Origin of the sequence: Streptomyces sp. CLV115 (assembly GCF_038448545.1) — a bacterium.
Taxonomy (GTDB): domain Bacteria; phylum Actinomycetota; class Actinomycetes; order Streptomycetales; family Streptomycetaceae; genus Streptomyces; species Streptomyces sanglieri.
In genome coordinates, this window is the sequence record NZ_JBCEWQ010000017.1 from 76,600 (window position 1) to 93,652 (window position 17,053).

At 70.9% G+C, this 17,053-nt stretch carries 6 protein-coding genes and 1 pseudogene; 5 read left to right on the forward strand and 2 right to left on the reverse strand.

The window, feature by feature from the left end; all coding sequences use genetic code 11:
• Positions 1–13 precede the first annotated feature (13 nt).
• The 5 genes from AADR41_RS09585 to AADR41_RS09605 all read left to right on the forward strand — a co-directional run bounded on the left by AADR41_RS09585 (position 14) and on the right by AADR41_RS09605 (position 15,261).
• Positions 14–9,511 (forward strand): non-ribosomal peptide synthetase/type I polyketide synthase, encoded by a 9,498-nt coding sequence (locus AADR41_RS09585; RefSeq protein WP_342280886.1) that lies wholly within the window; start codon positions 14–16, stop codon positions 9,509–9,511.
• Positions 9,501–11,183, forward strand: coding sequence for a phytoene desaturase family protein (locus tag AADR41_RS09590; protein WP_342280887.1), 1,683 nt, complete (start codon positions 9,501–9,503; stop codon positions 11,181–11,183). The genes AADR41_RS09585 and AADR41_RS09590 overlap by 11 nt, the downstream gene beginning before the upstream one ends.
• A gap of 20 nt (positions 11,184–11,203) precedes the next feature.
• Positions 11,204–12,928 (forward strand): phytoene desaturase family protein, encoded by a 1,725-nt coding sequence (locus tag AADR41_RS09595; protein WP_342280888.1) that lies wholly within the window; start codon positions 11,204–11,206, stop codon positions 12,926–12,928.
• A complete protein-coding gene (locus AADR41_RS09600; protein WP_342280889.1) occupies positions 12,925–13,980 on the forward strand; it encodes an MDR family NADP-dependent oxidoreductase in 1,056 nt (351 codons plus the stop codon). The genes AADR41_RS09595 and AADR41_RS09600 overlap by 4 nt, the downstream gene beginning before the upstream one ends.
• Before the next feature lie 120 nt (positions 13,981–14,100).
• Positions 14,101–15,261, forward strand: a complete 1,161-nt coding sequence (locus AADR41_RS09605; RefSeq protein ID WP_342280896.1) for a cytochrome P450 — start codon at positions 14,101–14,103, stop codon at positions 15,259–15,261.
• A 24-nt stretch (positions 15,262–15,285) separates the two neighbouring features.
• Here AADR41_RS09605 and AADR41_RS09610 read toward each other — a convergent pair whose 3' ends face one another.
• Together AADR41_RS09610 and AADR41_RS09615 are read right to left on the reverse strand one after the other, a co-directional pair.
• Positions 15,286–16,140, reverse strand: coding sequence for an NmrA family NAD(P)-binding protein (locus AADR41_RS09610; RefSeq protein ID WP_342280890.1), 855 nt, complete (start codon positions 16,138–16,140; stop codon positions 15,286–15,288).
• 126 nt (positions 16,141–16,266) lie between these two features.
• Positions 16,267–17,053, reverse strand: a pseudogene (locus AADR41_RS09615) (serine/threonine protein kinase); the annotation flags it as partial.

A 17,053-nucleotide genomic window follows, 5' to 3' on the forward strand; every position in this document is an offset into this window, starting at 1 on the left:
AGGAGTTACAGCCTTGCCCGACGTGAACAGTGCCTCTGTGAGCGACAAAGTAGCGATCATCGGCATGGGTTGCCGACTGCCCGGCGGCGCGTCGGACCACCGCGCTTACTGGCAGAATCTCATGGAGGGCAAGGACTGCATCACACCGACACCCGCCGATCGCTATGACGTCGGCAGTCTCGGCAGCAGACACAAGGAGAAACCGGGACGTCTGATCGGCGGCCGTGGTGGCTATATCGACGGCTTCGACGAATTCGACCCCGCCTTCTTCGGCATCAGCCCGCGCGAGGCCGACCGGATGGACCCTCAGCAGCGAAAGCTGCTCGAAGTCGCATGGGAGGCACTGGAGGACGGCGGACAACGGCCCGCGGAACTCGCCGGCAGCAATACCGCCGTGTTCGTCGGCGCGTTCACGCTGGACTACAAGATCCTGCAGTTCTCCGATCTGAGCTTCTCCACGCTCGCCGCCCACACCGCCACCGGCACGATGATGACGATGGTCTCCAACCGTCTCTCGTACTGCTTCGACTTCCGCGGACCGAGCCTGTCGCTCGACACCGCGTGCAGTTCCTCCCTCGTGGCGGTGCACCTGGCCTGCCAGAGCCTCAGCAACCGGGAGACCGACCTCGCGCTGGCCGGCGGCGTGCTGCTGCACATGGCGCCGCAGTACACGATCGCCGAGACCAAGGGCGGATTCCTGTCGCCCGACGGCCGTTCACGTGCGTTCGACGCCACGGCCAACGGTTACGTACGGGCCGAGGGCGTCGGCCTGGTCGCGCTCAAGCGGCTGGACGACGCGCTGCGCGACGGCGACCCCATCCACGCGGTGATTCTCGGCGCGGGGGTCAACCAGGACGGCCGGACCAACGGCATCACCGTGCCCAACGCGGACGCCCAGGTCTCCCTCATCCGACGTGTCTGCGGCGAGGCGGGCATCACCCCCGGCGACCTCCAGTACGTGGAGGCGCACGGCACCTCCACGCCGGTGGGCGACCCCATCGAGGCCAACGCCCTGAGCCGGGCCCTGGCCGAGGGACGCCGACCGGACGCCCCCTGCTACGTGGGCTCCGTCAAGACGAACATCGGGCACACCGAAGCGGCGGCCGGCATCGCCGGCCTGATCAAGACCGTGCTCTGCCTCAAGCACCGCCTCATCCCGCCCCACATCAATCTGGAGCAGCTGAACAGCGCCATCGACCAGGTGGCCTCCCCGTACCGCATCCCGACCGAGCCGACCCGATGGCCCGCACACGAGGGGCCCGCACGGGCGGGGGTGAACTCGTTCGGGTTCGGTGGCACCAACGCGCATGTCGTGCTGGAGCAGGCACCGGACCGGAGCGCCCCGCCGGTCCCGCCCGGCGAACGGGCCTGGAATGTCCTCCCGTTGACCGCCCGCACCCCGGAAGCCCTGCCGGAGGTGGCGGCCGGCATCCGCGGCGAGCTGGCAGGGACGAACGGGCCCGAGGTGTCACTTCCCGACCTCGGCTACACACTGGCCCACCGTCGCCAGCACCTGGAGTCGCGGCTCTCCGTCGTGTACTCCTCACGGGCCGGACTGGACGAGGCACTCGACGCCTTCGTGCGCGGCGAACCACACTCCGGAGTCGTCCACGGCAAGCAGCTCGAAGCCGAACAGCGCGGCCTGGTCTGGGTCTTCACCGGCATGGGCCCGCAGTGGTGGGGCATGGGCCGTCAACTGCTCGACACCGACGAGGTGTTCCGGGACGCGGTCACCAGCTGCGACCGGGCCGTCCGAGCCGTCGCGGGCTGGTCCCTGATCGAGGAGATGAAGGCCGACGAAGCCGGATCGCGCATGGGGGAGACCTGGCTCGCCCAGCCGGCCAACTTCGCCGTCCAGGTGGGACTCGCGGCCATGTGGCGCCACTACGGCGTGCGGCCCGACGCGATCGTCGGTCACAGCACCGGAGAGGTCGCCGCCTTCTACGAGGCGGGGGTGTACTCCCTGGAGGACGCGGTGAAGGTGGTCATGCACCGCAGCCGCCTCCAGCAGAAGCTGACCGGCACCGGCACCATGCTCGCCGTGAGCCTGCCCGAGGACGAGGCGCAGGCCCGGGCGGCCGCGTTCGGCGACCGGGTCTCCGTGGCCGCCGTCAACAGCCCGTCGGCGGTCACCCTGGCCGGCGACCGCGAGGCGCTGGCCGAGCTGGCGGACCAGCTGCACGCCGAGAAGATCTTCGCCAAGTTCCTCGCGGTGCAGGTTCCCTACCACAGCGCGGGCATGGAGGCGATCAAGGACGAACTCCTGGCCTCGCTGGACGACCTCACCCCCAGGGCGGCGACGGTTCCGCTCTACCTGACCGGGCAGGAAGGCACGGCGCACGGCAGCGAGCTGGACGCGAGCTACTGGTGGAAGAACGTCCGCCACCGGGTCCGCTTCCGCTCGGCCGTGGACCGGCTCGCCGCCGACGGATACGGACTGTTCCTGGAGGTCGGTCCGCACCCGGTGCTCGGCCACTCCATCCGCGAGTGCCTCGGCGAGCGGGGCGCGGCCGTGCGGACCCTGCCGTCGATCCGCCGCCAGGAGAACGAAGCGGAACGCTTCGCCACCTCGCTGGCGGAGCTGCACAACCTCGGCGTCGCCATCGACTGGGACACCCTGCACCCGGCGGGCACACCTGTGGTCCTGCCCCGCTACCCGTGGCGGCGCGACCGCTACTGGACGGAGCCCGCGCCCGTGGCCCAGGTCCGCCTCGGCCGCGCCGACCACCCACTGCTGGGCCGGCGCACCGCGGACACCGAACCGACCTGGGACGCCGCCCTCGACACCGAGCGGCTGCCCTACCTCGACGACCACCGCATCCAGTCCACCGTCGTCTTCCCGGCAGCGGGATACCTGGAGATGGCCACGCAGGCCGTCCGCTCCCTCACCGGCGGCACCCACGTCGTGCTGACGGACATCGAGTTCCGCAAGGCGCTGTTCCTGCCCGACGGCGAGGACCGGGCCGTCCGGCTGACCCTCTCCTCACAGAACGCGGCGTTCACGATCGCGTCCAAGGGGCAGGACGAGGGCGCCCGGGCCGTGCACGCCCGCGGAGTCGTACGCTCGGGCCAGCCACGACCGGCCGGACCCCCAGCCGACACCGAGTCCCTCAAATCCCGCGCCCGGCGCCGGCTGGACGGGGAGGACTGCTACGCGGAGCTCGCCGCCCTGGGATACCACTACGGGCCCGCGTTCCGTGCCATCGACGAGGTGTGGATCGGCCCCGGGGAGGTGCTCGCCCGGCTCACCCCGCCCACGGTGATCGGTGACGACGCGGCCGGACACCACATCCATCCCGTACTGCTCGACGCCTGCTTCCAGTCGCTGCTGACCACACAACTGCTCGACGCCGAAGGCGCAGCCACGGGCGGACCGGAGCCGCACACCACCGGGATCCGCCTGCCCCTGTCGATCGAGGAACTGCGGCTCGCCCCGGTGGGAGACCGGCCGATCTGGGTGCACGCCACCGTGACCCGCGACGGCGCGGACGAACTCGTCGGGGACATGGCCGTGTACGCGGACAGCGGCGAACCCCTCGGCGGCATCAACGGCTTCCGGGCCGCCGACGTGGAGAAGGCGTCCACCACGGTCGGGCTCGGCACGATCGACTCCTGGCTCGCCGAGCCGATCTGGATCGACAGCCCCGTCGAACCCACCACGGACGAGGCCGGCCACGGAACGGCGACCGGCGCCGAAGGCCGTCCCGCCGCGCCCGGCGGCGACTGGCTGGTCCTCGCCGACAGCCGGGGCGTCGGCGACGCCCTGAGCGCCCTGCTCACCGCCCGGGGCGAGCGCTGCCACCTGGTGCGTCCCGGCGACACATACAGAAGAGGGGGCGAAGACAGCGAGTTCACCGTGAACCCGGGGTCCGCCTCCGACCTGGAACGGCTCTTCGCCGACCTGAGCGAGGACATGGACGGCCGACACGGCAGCGGCGAAGGCGGCGCGGGGCCCATCGGCTCCATCGTGCATCTGTGGAACCTCGATCTGCCTCGGCTCGCCGGGACCTCGCCGCAGGACGTCGCCCGGCACAGCGGCACCGGGGCCTACTCACTGATCGCGCTCGCCCGGACACTGCTCCGTCGCGGGACGGCCGGCCGGCTGCACATCGTGACCCGTGGCGCCCAGCACGTCGAGCCCGGCGAGACCGTCGAGCCGCTGGGAGCGCCCGCGTGGGGAGTGGGCCGGGTGCTCAGGCACCAGGAGCTCACCTCCCACCCCGGCAAGCTGATCGACCTGGACCCCCGCGAGCCCGGCGACGAGGGCTGCCGGGCCGAGGCCCACGCGCTGCTGCGTGAGTTCCTGACCGACGACGAGGAGGAGATCGCGTTCCGCGGCGCGGACCGCCGCACCAGCCGCATCCGGCGGGCCGAACAGCTGACGCACCCCCTCCCGCTGCAACTGCGCACCGACGCGAACTACCTGGTCACCGGCGCCTTCGGAGCGCTCGGCCGACTGCTCTGCCGGACCCTCGTCCGGCGCGGGGCGCGCAGCCTGATCCTGATCGGACGCACCACGCTGCCGGAGCGCTCCACCTGGCGGGAGCTGGACCCCGGCACCGCCGCCGGCCGTGCCACCGCCTTCGTCAGGGAACTGGAGGCGCTCGGGGCACGAGTCGTCCTGGCACCCCTCGACATCACCGACGAAACCGCGTTCACCACCTGGCTGGACGCCCACCGGCGCACCGGTCCGCTGCCGATCCGCGGCGTGTTCCACCTCGCGGGTCAGGTCCGCGACACCCTCGTCGAAGACATGGACCACCGGACGTTCGCCGAGGCCCACGACCCCAAGGCCATCGGCGCCCACCTGCTGCACCGCCACCTCCGGGACGAACCGCTGGACCATTTCGTCCTATTCGCCTCGATCGCCTCACTGCTCACCACCTCCGGCCAGACCAACTACGCCGCGGGCAACGCGTTCCTGGACGCACTGGCCCAGCACCGCCGGGCACTGGGACTGCCGGGACTGAGCGTGGACTGGGGCCCCTGGGCCACCGGCATGATCGAGGAACTGGGGCTCGTCGACCACTACCTCCACAACCGCGGGATGAGCTCGCTCGCGCCGGACGCCGGCATGGCCGTACTGGAACGCGTCATCGGCCAGGACCGGGCCCAGCTGCTCGTCGCCACCGTCGTCGACTGGCCGGTGTTCCAGGCCTGGTACGCCGCGCCGCCCCGGCTGGTCGCCGAACTGGCGGCGGCCGCCCCCGCCAAGGCGGCCACCGGGCCGGGCGAGGGCATCCTCGATGCCTTCCGCGACGCCGACACGGCACAGCGCCTGGCCCTGGTGACCGGGCGGTTCATCGAGCTGACCGCCTCGGTACTGCGGACCGGACCCGACCGGATCGACCCGCAGGCCGGGCTCAACGCGCTGGGACTCGACTCGCTCCTGGCGATGGAACTGCGGGCCCGGATCAGCTCCGAGCTCGGCGTCGCCCCGCCAGTGGTGGCACTGCTGAGCGGCACCCCGGTCGCCGAGCTGATCACTCAGCTCCACGACGCCCTCGCCGAGCTGGTCGCCCACGAGGCCGGAAACGCCGCCACGGCCGAGGTGGAGGTGTACGAGGACGAGCTCAGCCACCCGCTGACGCAGAACCAGAAGGCCCTGTGGTTCCTCCGGCAGCTCAACCCCGAGGGCTACGCGTACAACATCGGCGGCGCCGTCGAGGTCCGGGTCGCGCTCGACCCCGACCTCATGTTCGAGGCCGTGCGCCGCATGGTGGCCCGACACCCCGCGCTGCGCACCAACTTCCGCACGGTCGACGGCGTCCCGCTGCAACAGGTGTCGCCGGAGGCGAGCGCGGACGTCGCCCTGTTCGACGTGCAGGACCAGGAGTGGGAGGACATCCACCGCACGATCGTGGCCGAGTACCGCAGGCCGTACGACCTGGAGAGCGACCCGCTCTTCCGCTTCCGCCTCTTCAAGCGCGCCCCCGACCGCTGGGTGATCATGAAGGCGGTGCACCACATCGTCTCCGACGCGATCTCGACGTTCACCTTCATCGAGGAGCTCCTGGCGGTGTACGAGGGGCTGCGCCAGGGCCAGGCTCCCTCGCTTCCGCCCGTCACCGCCCGCTACCTGGACTTCCTCAACGCGCAGAACCGCTTCCTGGCCGGACCCTCGGCGCCGCGCATGCTCGACTACTGGCGCTCCCACCTGCCGGCCGAGGTGCCGACGCTGGAACTGCCCGTCGACAAGCCCCGCCCCGCCGTCCAGACACACAACGGGGCCTCCGAGTTCTTCGTCCTGGACACCGAGCTGAGCGCCCGGGTGCACACCCTGGCCCGCGAGCACGACGTGACCCCGTTCATGGTGCTGCTGAGCGCCTACTACGTGCTGCTGCAGCGCTACTCCGGCCAGGACCAGGTCATCGTGGGCAGCCCGGTGACCGGCCGGACCGAGCAGGATTTCGCCTCCGTCTACGGCTACTTCGTCAACCCGCTCCCGCTGCACGCGGATCTGTCCGGCGATCCCACGGTGGCCCGGCTGCTGCAAGAGGTCCGCACCACCGTGCTGGGTGGCCTGGACAACCAGGAGTACCCGTTCGTCCTGCTGGTCGACGAACTGGGCCTCCAGCACGACCCCAGCCGCTCCGCGGTGTTCCAGGCCATGTTCATCCTGCTCACCCACAAGGTCGCCACCGAGAAGTACGGCTACCGGCTCCAGTACATCGAACTCCCCGAAGAGGAAGGTCAGTTCGATGTGACACTGTCGGTCTACGAGGACGAGGCGGAGCACCGCTTCCACTGCGTCCTGAAGTACAACACCGACCTCTTCCTGCCGGAGACCATGCGGCGGATGGCGTCGCACTACACCGCACTGGTCGACAGCATGACCCGCGCCCCGGCGGACCGGCCCACCTCCCGGCTGGAGATGCTGGGCGCCCAGGAGCGCGAGCGGCTGGTCGGCGAGTGGAGCGGCGCCGCGCGTGCCGCGCTGCCCCCGGCGGCCGGGGAGAGCGAGCCGGACGGCTTCCGCCCGGTGCATCAGCTGATCAGCGAGACCGCGGCCCGCTGCCCGGACGCCGTGGCCATCACGGTCCCGGCGCTCCAGGGACCGGCGCACCGGCTGACGTACGCGGAACTGGACCGCAGGTCCGGTGAGCTGGCCCGGCGGCTCCGCGGGCTCGGGTCCGGCACCGGGTCGGTGGTGGCGCTCTGCCTGGACAAGTCACCCGAACTCGTCGTCGCGCTCCTCGCCGTCCTCAAGGCCGGCGGAGCCTACCTCCCGGTCCCGGCCGACCACCCGGCCGACCGAGCCGCCCAGACCGTGCGAGCCGCCGGCGCCACGCTCGTCGTCGTCGCGGACGACGCCTGCCGGGAACGGATGGCCGGACTGCCGGTCCCGACACTCACACTGCGGGAGCTGCACGAGACGGACCCGGACGCGGCACCCGGACCGGACGGCCGGGACGCGAGAGTGCCCGGCGCCGAGGACCCGGCCGGTCCCGACTCGACCGCCTACATCATCCACACCTCCGGCTCGACCGGCCTCCCCAAGGCCGTGCGGGTCAGCCACCGCAACCTCGCCTCGGCCTACGCGGCCTGGCTCCAGGAATACCGGCTGGACCGCGACGTGCGGGTGCACCTCCAGATGGCCGCCCCGTCGTTCGACGTCTTCACCGGCGACGTGGTGCGGGCGCTGTGCTCGGGCGGCAGCCTGGTACTGGTCGGCCGCGACCTGCTCTTCGACACCGAACGCCTGTACACCACGATGCGCAAGGAGCGCGTCGACTGCGCGGAGTTCGTGCCCGCCGTCGTACGCGGCCTCATGGACCACTGCGAACGCCAGGGCAGGCGGCTGGACTTCATGCGTCTGCTGGTCGTCGGGTCCGACGTCTGGAAGGCCGGGGAGTACCGCCGGCTGCACGAGCTGTGCGGACCGGGCACCCGGCTGATCAACTCCTACGGGGTCACCGAGGCGACCATCGACAGCGCCTTCTTCGAAGGGCCCGTCGACGACCTGGAACCCGGCCGGACGGTGCCGATCGGACGGCCCCTGGGCAACAGCACGCTCCATGTGCTCGACCGGCACGGTGAACCGGTGCCGCCCGGCGTGCCCGGCGAGCTGTGGATCGGAGGGGAGGGCGTCGCACTCGGCTACGCGGGCGACCCCGCGCTGACCGACCAGCGGTTCGTCACCCGGACCCTCGGCCGCGGGCCGGGCGCCGCCCCCGTACGCCTCTACCGCAGCGGCGACGCGGCACGCTGGGACGCCGACGGCCGGGTCCATCTGCTCGGCCGGGTCGACGACCAGGTCAAGCTCCGGGGCCACCGCATCGAGATCGGCGAGATCGAGGCACACCTCGCGCAGCGGCCGGAGCTGGCCCGGACGGTCGTCACCGTACGCCCCGACGCCCGGGGCGAGGACGTGCTCGTCGCCTACTGCGTACCGGTCCAGGGGGCCGCGCCGGACCGGCGTGCGCTGCGCCGGTACCTCGGGGACCGGCTGCCCGCCTACATGGTTCCGGCGCACTTCGTCGTACTCCCGCAGCTCCCGCTGACCGCCAACGGCAAGGTCGACTCCGCCTCCCTGCCGGCGCCCCGGCCCGACGCGGACGACGAGCCCGAGGAGACACCGCGCACCCCCTTCGAGCTGAGCATGGCCCGGCACTGGGAGGAACTCCTCGGACTGGAACGGGTCGGCCTGACCCAGGAGTTCTTCGAGGCCGGCGGCAGCTCCATCAAGCTGATCGAGCTGATCCACCGGCTCCGCAAGGAATTCGGCGTCGGCATCCCCGTCAGCCTGCTGTACCGGGTCACCACCCTGCACGGGATGGCCACGACCCTGGAGCGTCTGGCAACCGGATCCGTCTCCGACGACCTGCCCTGCCTCAGCTTCAACAGCGAACGGGAACCCACCGTGTTCTGCTTCCCGCCGGCGGGCGGTCACGGACTGGTCTACCGGGGATTCGCCGCCGCACTGCCCGAGTACCGGCTGATCGCCTTCAACTACGTCCCGGGCACCGACAAGGTGGTCCGCTACGCCGACCTCGTCGAATCCCAGCGGCCCGAAGGCAAATGCCTGCTGCTCGGCTACTCGCTCGGCGGCAACCTCGCCTTCGAGGTGGCCAAGGAGCTGGAGGGCCGGGGCCGCGAAGTCGCCCATGTGATCGTGCTGGACTCGCACCGCATCGTCGAGGCGTACGAACCCGGCCCCGAGCACATCGAGTTCTTCGAGGCGGAACTGGCCCAACACCTGCGCAAACACACCGGATCGGACGCCGTGGCCCGCGAGACCCTCGACCACGCCGCCGAGTACCTGGCCTTCTGCGGGCACACCCCGAACCTGGGAACGGTGGCCGCGACCGTCAGCGTGATCACCGACCAGGAGAAGACCGCACTCTACGCCGCCGGCGCGTCCGGCACCTGGCACGGCAGCTCGACCACGGACAATGCCGTGCTGCGGGGCTCCGGGATCCACGCCGACATGCTCGACCCCAAGCACGCGGCCCGCAACGCCGAGCTGGTGCGCGGCATCCTCCAGGAGGGCGGCGCCGATGTCCGATGAGGCGGAGGACGACTGGAGCGTCCCCGGCCGGGAGAAGGACGGCAGCCCCAGGGTCATCGTGATCGGCGCGGGCGTCGCCGGGATGTCCACCGGGTGCTACGCGCAGATGAACGGGATGCGCTCGCGCATCTTCGAGAAGCATGTGCTGCCCGGCGGCTGCTGCACGGCCTGGTCGCGCGACGGCTATATCTTCGACTACTGCATCGAATGGCTGATCGGCACGGCCACCGGCAACGACGCCAACCAGGTGTGGCGGGAACTGGGCGCGCTCGACGGCAAGACCATCACCAACTTCGACATGTTCAACCGGGTCGTCGACGAGACCGGCCGATCGGTGACCTTCTACAACGACCCGGACCGGCTGGAACAGCACCTGCTGGGCATCTCGCCCGACGACGCCCGGCTGATCCGCTCCTTCTGCCGCGATCTGCGCCGGTTCACCGACATCGAGCTGTATCCGTTCCTGACCGCCCCGGCCCTGCGCACCGTACGGGAGAGAGCGGCCCTGCTGCGCACCGTTCTGCCCGCGTTCCGGCTGTTCTGGCGCACGGCGGCCACGCCGATGCACGAGTTCGCCGACCGGTTCCAGGACCCGTTGCTCCGCAAGGCCTTCCGCAACATCTTCTTCCAGGATCCGGAGGGCTTCCCGCTCCTCCCGTACCTGTTCAACATGGCGGGAGCCCACCATCGGAACGCCGGTTTCCCGCAAGGAGGTTCGCTCGGCCTGGCCCGTTCGATCGAGGAGCGATACACCGGGCTCGGCGGCGAGATCAGCTACCGGGCCCGGGCCGAACGGATCCTGGTCGAGGACGGGCGTGCCGTCGGGGTCGAACTGCGCAACGGCAAGCGGTACTACGCCGACCACGTGGTCTCGGCCTGCGACGGCCACACCACGATCCACGGACTGCTTCAGGGCCGGTACACCGGGCCGCGGATCGACAAGCTCTACGACGAACTGCTGAACCGCCCCGGCACCCTGTTCCCCGCGGTGGTCTCCGCCTTCGTCGGCATCCGGGGCGAGCTGGGCGCCGACCGGGCCCACAGCACCACCTATCTGCTCGCCCCCGAGGACGCCGGGCAACTGCCCGGCGCCCTGCAGAGCAGCGTGGTGGTGCAGATGCGCTCCGATTACTCGGACGGATTCGCCCCGCCCGGAAGATCGGTCATCCACTGCACCTACTTCAGCGACTTCGCGTACTGGAAGGAACTGCGCGCCGCAGACCGCAAGGAATACCGGGAGAAGAAACGCCAAGTGGCCGACTTCGTCCGGGGGTTCCTGGAACGCCGGCTGCCAGGTCTGGGCGAGCGCATCGAACTGGTCGATGTCGCCTCCCCGGCGACGACCCGGCGCTACACAGGCAACCACGACGGCTCCATCCTGGCCTGGAAGGCGTTCTCCGAGGCCGACGACATCGCGGCCAAGCTGGTCGGCAAGGACCGCATGCGCCTGCCGGGCCTGCGCGGATTCTCGATGGCCGGTCAGTGGGTCGGCATGGGCGGCCTGATCCGCGCGGCGTCCACCGGACGCTTCGTCGTCCAGTACCTCTGCGACGAGCTCGGGCGCGGGTTCACGGCGTCCGAGAGCCGGGGCACCGAACCCTGGCATCCGGGAAAGCTGGGCCGGCTGCCCCAGCTCGACAACTGGTCCATGCGTGGTGACACCCGCACATGAGTACCGAGGAGAACAGGTTCATGCCGCATTCCGAACGAAAGTCGATGATCATCATCGGCGCTGGGCTGGGCGGTCTGTCCACCGGGTGCTACGCCCGGATGAACGGCTACCGGACCCATGTCCTGGAGATGCATGAACTGCCCGGCGGCTGCTGCACGGCCTGGGACCGCGGCGACTTCAGACTGGACCCCTGCGTCAGCTGGCTCCTGGGCAGCGGCCCGGGCAACGAGATGCACCAGATCTGGCTGGAGCTCGGTGCGCTGCAGGGCAAGGAGATCCGGCACTTCGACGTGTTCAACGTCGTACGCGGCCGGTGCGGAAGGGCGGTGTACTTCTACTCCGACCCCGACCGGCTCCAGGCCCACCTGACAGAGCTCTCGCCCCCCGACGCGGCCCTGATCAGAGACTTCTGCAAGCAACTGCGCGCCTTCCGCAAAGCCCTCGCCGTCTACCCCTTCCTCAGGCCGGTCGGACTGATGCCGGTGACGGAACGCTGGCGCATGCTGGCCTCCTTCGTCCCGTACTTCAACGTCGTGCGCAAATCCATCGGCGTACTGATGACCGACTACTCGGCGAAATTCAAGGACCCGCTGCTGCGTGAGGCGTTCAACTTCATCTTGTACGAGAAGCATCCGGCCTTCCCCGTACTGCCGTTCCACTTCCAGCTCGCCTCGCACGCCAACCTCTCCGCGGGTGTCCCCGAAGGGGGCTCGCTCGGGCTGGCCGAGTCGATCGAGCGGCGCTACCGCGGGCTCGGCGGCGAAGTGACCTACAACGCCAAGGTCGAGGAAGTGCTCGTCGAGGACGACCGTGCGGTAGGGGTGCGGCTCAGCGACGGACGGGAACTGCGCGCCGACATCGTCGTCTCGGCCTGCGACGGACGCACCACCATGATGGAGCTGCTGAAGGGCCGCTACCTCAATGAGGCGTACCGGCGCCTCTACACCCGCACCATCCGGGAACCGGGCATGGTGTTCCCCGGCTACTTCACGCTCTTCCTGGGCCTGCGCCGCGACTTCCCCGACGCCGACCCCTGCACCACCTATCTGCTCGACGAGACGGAAGCGGCCTCGCTGACCGGCATCCGCCATCCCAGCGTCAACGTCCAGTTCCGCAGCCGGCACTACCCCGAACTCTCCCCGCCCGGGACGAGCGTCGCGTACGTCACCTACTTCTGCGACATCGCTCCCTGGCGTGCCCTGGACGAAGGCCCGGAACAGGCCACCCGCAGCCGGGGCGGGCAGGAGCTGCACACGCTTCCGGTACGCCACGGGCGCGGGTACTACGCGGCCAAGCGCCGGGCCCGCGAGACGCTCGTCGCGTTCCTGGAACGGCAGCACCCCGGCATCTCCGACGCGATCGCCGTCCGAGACGTGTCCAGCCCGCTCACCCAAGTCCGCTACACGGGCAACTACGACGGGACCGTGCTCGGTTGGCAGCCGTTCGTGGAGAGCGGGGAGACGCTGGAGAAGCTCATCAAACGGCACGGCCCGGGCCTGCCGGGGCTGCGGAACTTCTACCAGTCCGGCGTGTGGGCCACCACCGGCGGCCTGATCCGCGCGGCGGCGGCAGGCCGGCATGTCATGCAGTTCATCTGCCGCGACGACGGCCGCGCGTTCACCGCGTCCATCGACGAGAGCGGCCCGTCACCGACCCACCGGGTCATCGAGGTAGGGCCCCGGCCGGTGCCGAGGCCCGTTCCGGAGGGCCGCCAGGCCCCCGTCGAGAGTGAGGCAGCGCGATGAGGGCCAGCAAATGGGTGGTACGCGAGCACATCGAGGGTGTCCCCGATGTCGAGCGGGTCTACGGGCAGGTCGAGGAGGAGATCGACACCGAACTCGCCCCGGACGAGATGCTGCTGAGGACGCGCTACGTATCGGTGGACCCCTATCTCCAGGGCATCGCGCTGGACACCCCGCTCGGTGGGCACATGGGCGCCGACTCGATCATGGAGGTGCTGGAGGCGGGGCCGCTCGCCGCCCACCGCCCCGGCGACCTGGTGCAGGGGTTCGGCGGCTGGCGCACCCACCTCGTCAGCAACGGCGCGGCCACCCCCTGGCAGACCGGCACGTTCCCGATGGTCTTCCCGGCGTTCCGCCGCCTGGATCCCGACTGGTACGACGAAGCGCTGCCGCTCCCCACCGCACTCGGCGTCATGGGTGGCCCCGGTATGACAGCCTGGGGCACCCTGACCAAGTTCATGTCGATCCGCCCCGGGGACACCGTCGTGATCAGCGGCGCATCCGGCTCCGTCGGCTCACTGGTCGGTCAGCTGGCCAAGCTCGCGGGCGCCCGCGTGGTGGGTACCACGTCGTCGCCGGAGAAGGCGGACTACCTCGACGACCTGGGATTCGACGCGGTCGTCGTCTACCGCCACGGCGACAACGGCGACGCCGTGCGGGACGCGCTGCTGTGGGCCGCGCCGGACGGTGTCGACAAGTACTTCGACAATCTGGGCGGTCCCGTCACCGACGCCGTGTTCTCCATGCTCAACATCGGGGCCCAGGTGGCCGTGTGCTGGCAGTGGGCCACCCAGGTGGGCCGCGACCACACGGGACCACGACTGCTTCCCTACATCATGTTCCCGCGTGCCCACATCCGGGGCATCTTCTCGCTGGAATGGTTCACCGAACAGAACTGGCGCGCGCTCCACGACGAGCTCGGCGGCCTGGTCCGACGGGGCGAGGTTCGCTGCGGACACACGCTCCACCAGGGCTTCGAGAACATCCCGGACGCCTACCGGACCCTCTACCGGGATCCCGGGGCCAACCGCGGCAAGGTACTGGTCGAACTCTGACCACCGGCCCCGCACGACACCCGCAACCACCCACCGTAGCCCAGTAGTTCGCCGCACCCGCGCAAGCCTGGAGGCCCCGTGTCCTGCCCTGCCGACGCCGACGTCCGCTCCGGGCCGCCCATGCCCCCGCTGCACCGGCTGGAATTCGAGCCACCCGGCCCGCCCAGGCCCGTCGCCCTACCCGACGGGACCGCGGCCTGGCTCGTGAGCCGTTACGCCGATGTACGCATGGTCCTGACCGACAGCCGGTTCGGACGCGCCGGGCTCCACACGCCGGATTCCCCGTCCCTGTCGGGAGAATCCGGCCTGGTCGGCAGCCTCGACCTGATCTTCAACCAGGACGGCGAGGACCATCTGCGGCTGCGCCGCACCATGCGGCGCGCGTTCACGCCCCGGGCCGTCGCCCGCTGGCGGCCCTGGATCGCCAAGATCGTCGAACAGCGTCTGGACGAACTCGCGGACCGCGCACGCCCGGCGGACCTGGTGGCCGACTTCACCCTCCCGCTCCCGGTCGCCGTGATCAGCAGACTGATGGGCCTGGACTCCGAAGCCCGGGAGCGGCTGCGTCACTGGAGCCAGTACGCCTTCTCCGACGGCTCGCACCCCGAGGAGGAGATGGCGTCCGCGCTGACCGAGTTCGCCGCCTTCGGAGCCGAGCTGCTGGCCGCGCGGCGCCGGAACCCGGGCGACGATCTGCCCAGCGCGCTGGTCCGGACGGCCGACGAGGAAGGCGGCATCCCCGAGGGGCAACTCGTCGACTTCGCCTGCGGGTTGATCGTGGGCGGCCATGACAGCACGATGACGATGCTCAGCAATTCGCTGCTCTACCTGCTCGGCGAGCGCCCTGAGGTCTGGCCCCGTCTCGGGGCGGACGAAGCTGCCGCCGGCGTACTGGCGGACCGCCTGTTGCACCTGATTCCGCTCGGCGACGACCGGGGGACCGCACGTCATGTCGCCACCGCCACGGAGGTCGGCGGCGTGACGATCCCGGCCGGCTCGGTGGTTCTCGCCGACTGCGGCGCGGCCAACCGTGATCCCGAGGTGTTTCCGCCCCGACCGTTGGACGACCTCTTCGCCCCCCTGGCGGCGCCCACCCTGGCGTTCGGAGCGGGCGCACACTACTGCCTGGGCGCCTGGTTGGCGAAGCTGGAACTCCAGCTGGCCCTGCACCGGCTCGCCGCACGCCTTCCCGGCCTGCGCCTGGCCCAGTCCGCCGAAGAGGTCGAATGGCACCTGGGCACCACCTCCCGCAGCCCGCGGCGGATCGCCGTCACCTGGTAGCCGCGCCCGCCCGCGGTACGGGGGTCAGCCGCGGGGCCGCGGCCAGTCCTGGGCCTGCGCCCATGTGGCGTAGGAGGTCCAGGGGACGGCGGGGAACTGCGTCCGCAGCGCTGCCATGTCCACCTGATAGCCGCCGTTCACAAAGAAGCTGTACATGGCGAACATGTCGGGGTTGGCGGTGCGCAGGTCCTCCAGCGAGGACTGGCGGAACGCGACCGTGCCACCTGCGGCCCGCCCGATCTCCTCGGCCATCCGGACCGGTGTGGGATCGTCGCCCGCCACCTCGACCCGCTGCCCGGTCCAGCGGCCCGGATCGGCGACCACCGCGGCGACGACCCGCCCCAGGTCCTGCCGCGCCACCTGCTGGAGGGGAGCGTCGCCGGGCATCGGCATGGTGAGGAGGCCGGCGGCCACCTCCTGCCGGGAGCCCAGGGCATTGTCGTAGAAATACGTCGGTGCCACCACCGTCGCCGGCAGTCCCGAGCGGCCGAGCAACTCCTCGGTCCTGGCCTTGGTCTCGAAGTGCGGGACACCGGTGTCCCGGTCCGCACTGGCGACCGAGGCCAGCACCAGGTGGGGAAGCGCGACGTCGGCGGCCGCCCGGACGATGGCCGCCCCCTGGGCCACCTCGGCGTCCAGACCGTCCTGGAACGGGGTGGTGACGGCGAAAGCGGCCTCCGCGCCCCGGAAGGCCGCGGCGAGCGAGGCCGCGTCGAACAGATCGCCCGGCACCACCTCCGCTCCGGCCGCGGCCAGCGCGCGGGCCCGCCCGCTGCCGGGATCACGCACCACGGCCCGTACGGCACGGCCCGCCTCCAGCAGGGCGGCGACCACCGCGCCACCCTGACCACCGGTCGCGCCGAGCACTGCTGTCGGCATGAGGCCTCCCTGCATGGGATCTCCCTGATCGAGCGACATGGGTCCATGCTGACCCGGGGGCGGCCGGCCCTGCCACCGAGAGGAACCCGGAGGGGGCGACGGTGATGTGCCGGACGGCGGAAGGGCTCAGCTGCCGGAACCGGAACCGGAGCCGGCGGCGTTGCGCCACACGGTGAGGTCGAGCGTCAGGTACTTGCTGGGCGACTCCTCGCCCGAGAGCCCCTGGATCGTCACCAGGCCCATGTGCCCCGTGCCCGTCGTGACACAGATCTGCCTGCCCTTGGAGACCGTGTTGAGGTAGATGGTCTCGGTGAACCGGGTGTCCGCGCGGCAGGCCTCCAGGGAGCCCTCCTGCCCGGGATCGAGCAGCACCAGGCTGCCGCCCGTGGTCTCCGCGTCGAGATATCCGCCGGTGTCGTAGGAGAGTTCGTACCCGCCGTCCTCGCCCTGCTGGGGCTGGACATCGTCGTCCCCGAGCGTCAGGTGGTAGCCGGCGGTCAGGTTGATGCCCTTGTACTCGACGGGCTTCGCCTGGGGCCTGGTGCTCGGCTTGGAGCCGGCCTCCTTGTCACCGCTGTGGTTCCCGGTCGTGTCGCTCGTCCGCCTGCCGCCCGTGGAGTCGCCGGCCTGCTCCTCCTTGTCGTTGTTCTTGAGCAGGAAGTACAGCGTGCCGCCGGCCACGACACCGAGGACCAGCGCGGCGGCGATGGCGGTGACCGCACGCCGCTTGCCGGAACCCTCCGGGCGACGGGGCGCCTGAGGCACAGGGCCGCCGGGGTACGTCTGCGACGGCGACTGCGTCGGCATCTGGGTCGGGGCATACGCGTGGGGGTTCGCCTGGGCCGGCCCGTATCCCTGGGACGGATGGGATACCGGGTAGGAGGGCTGCGGCTGGGGCGGGACGGGCGAGGGC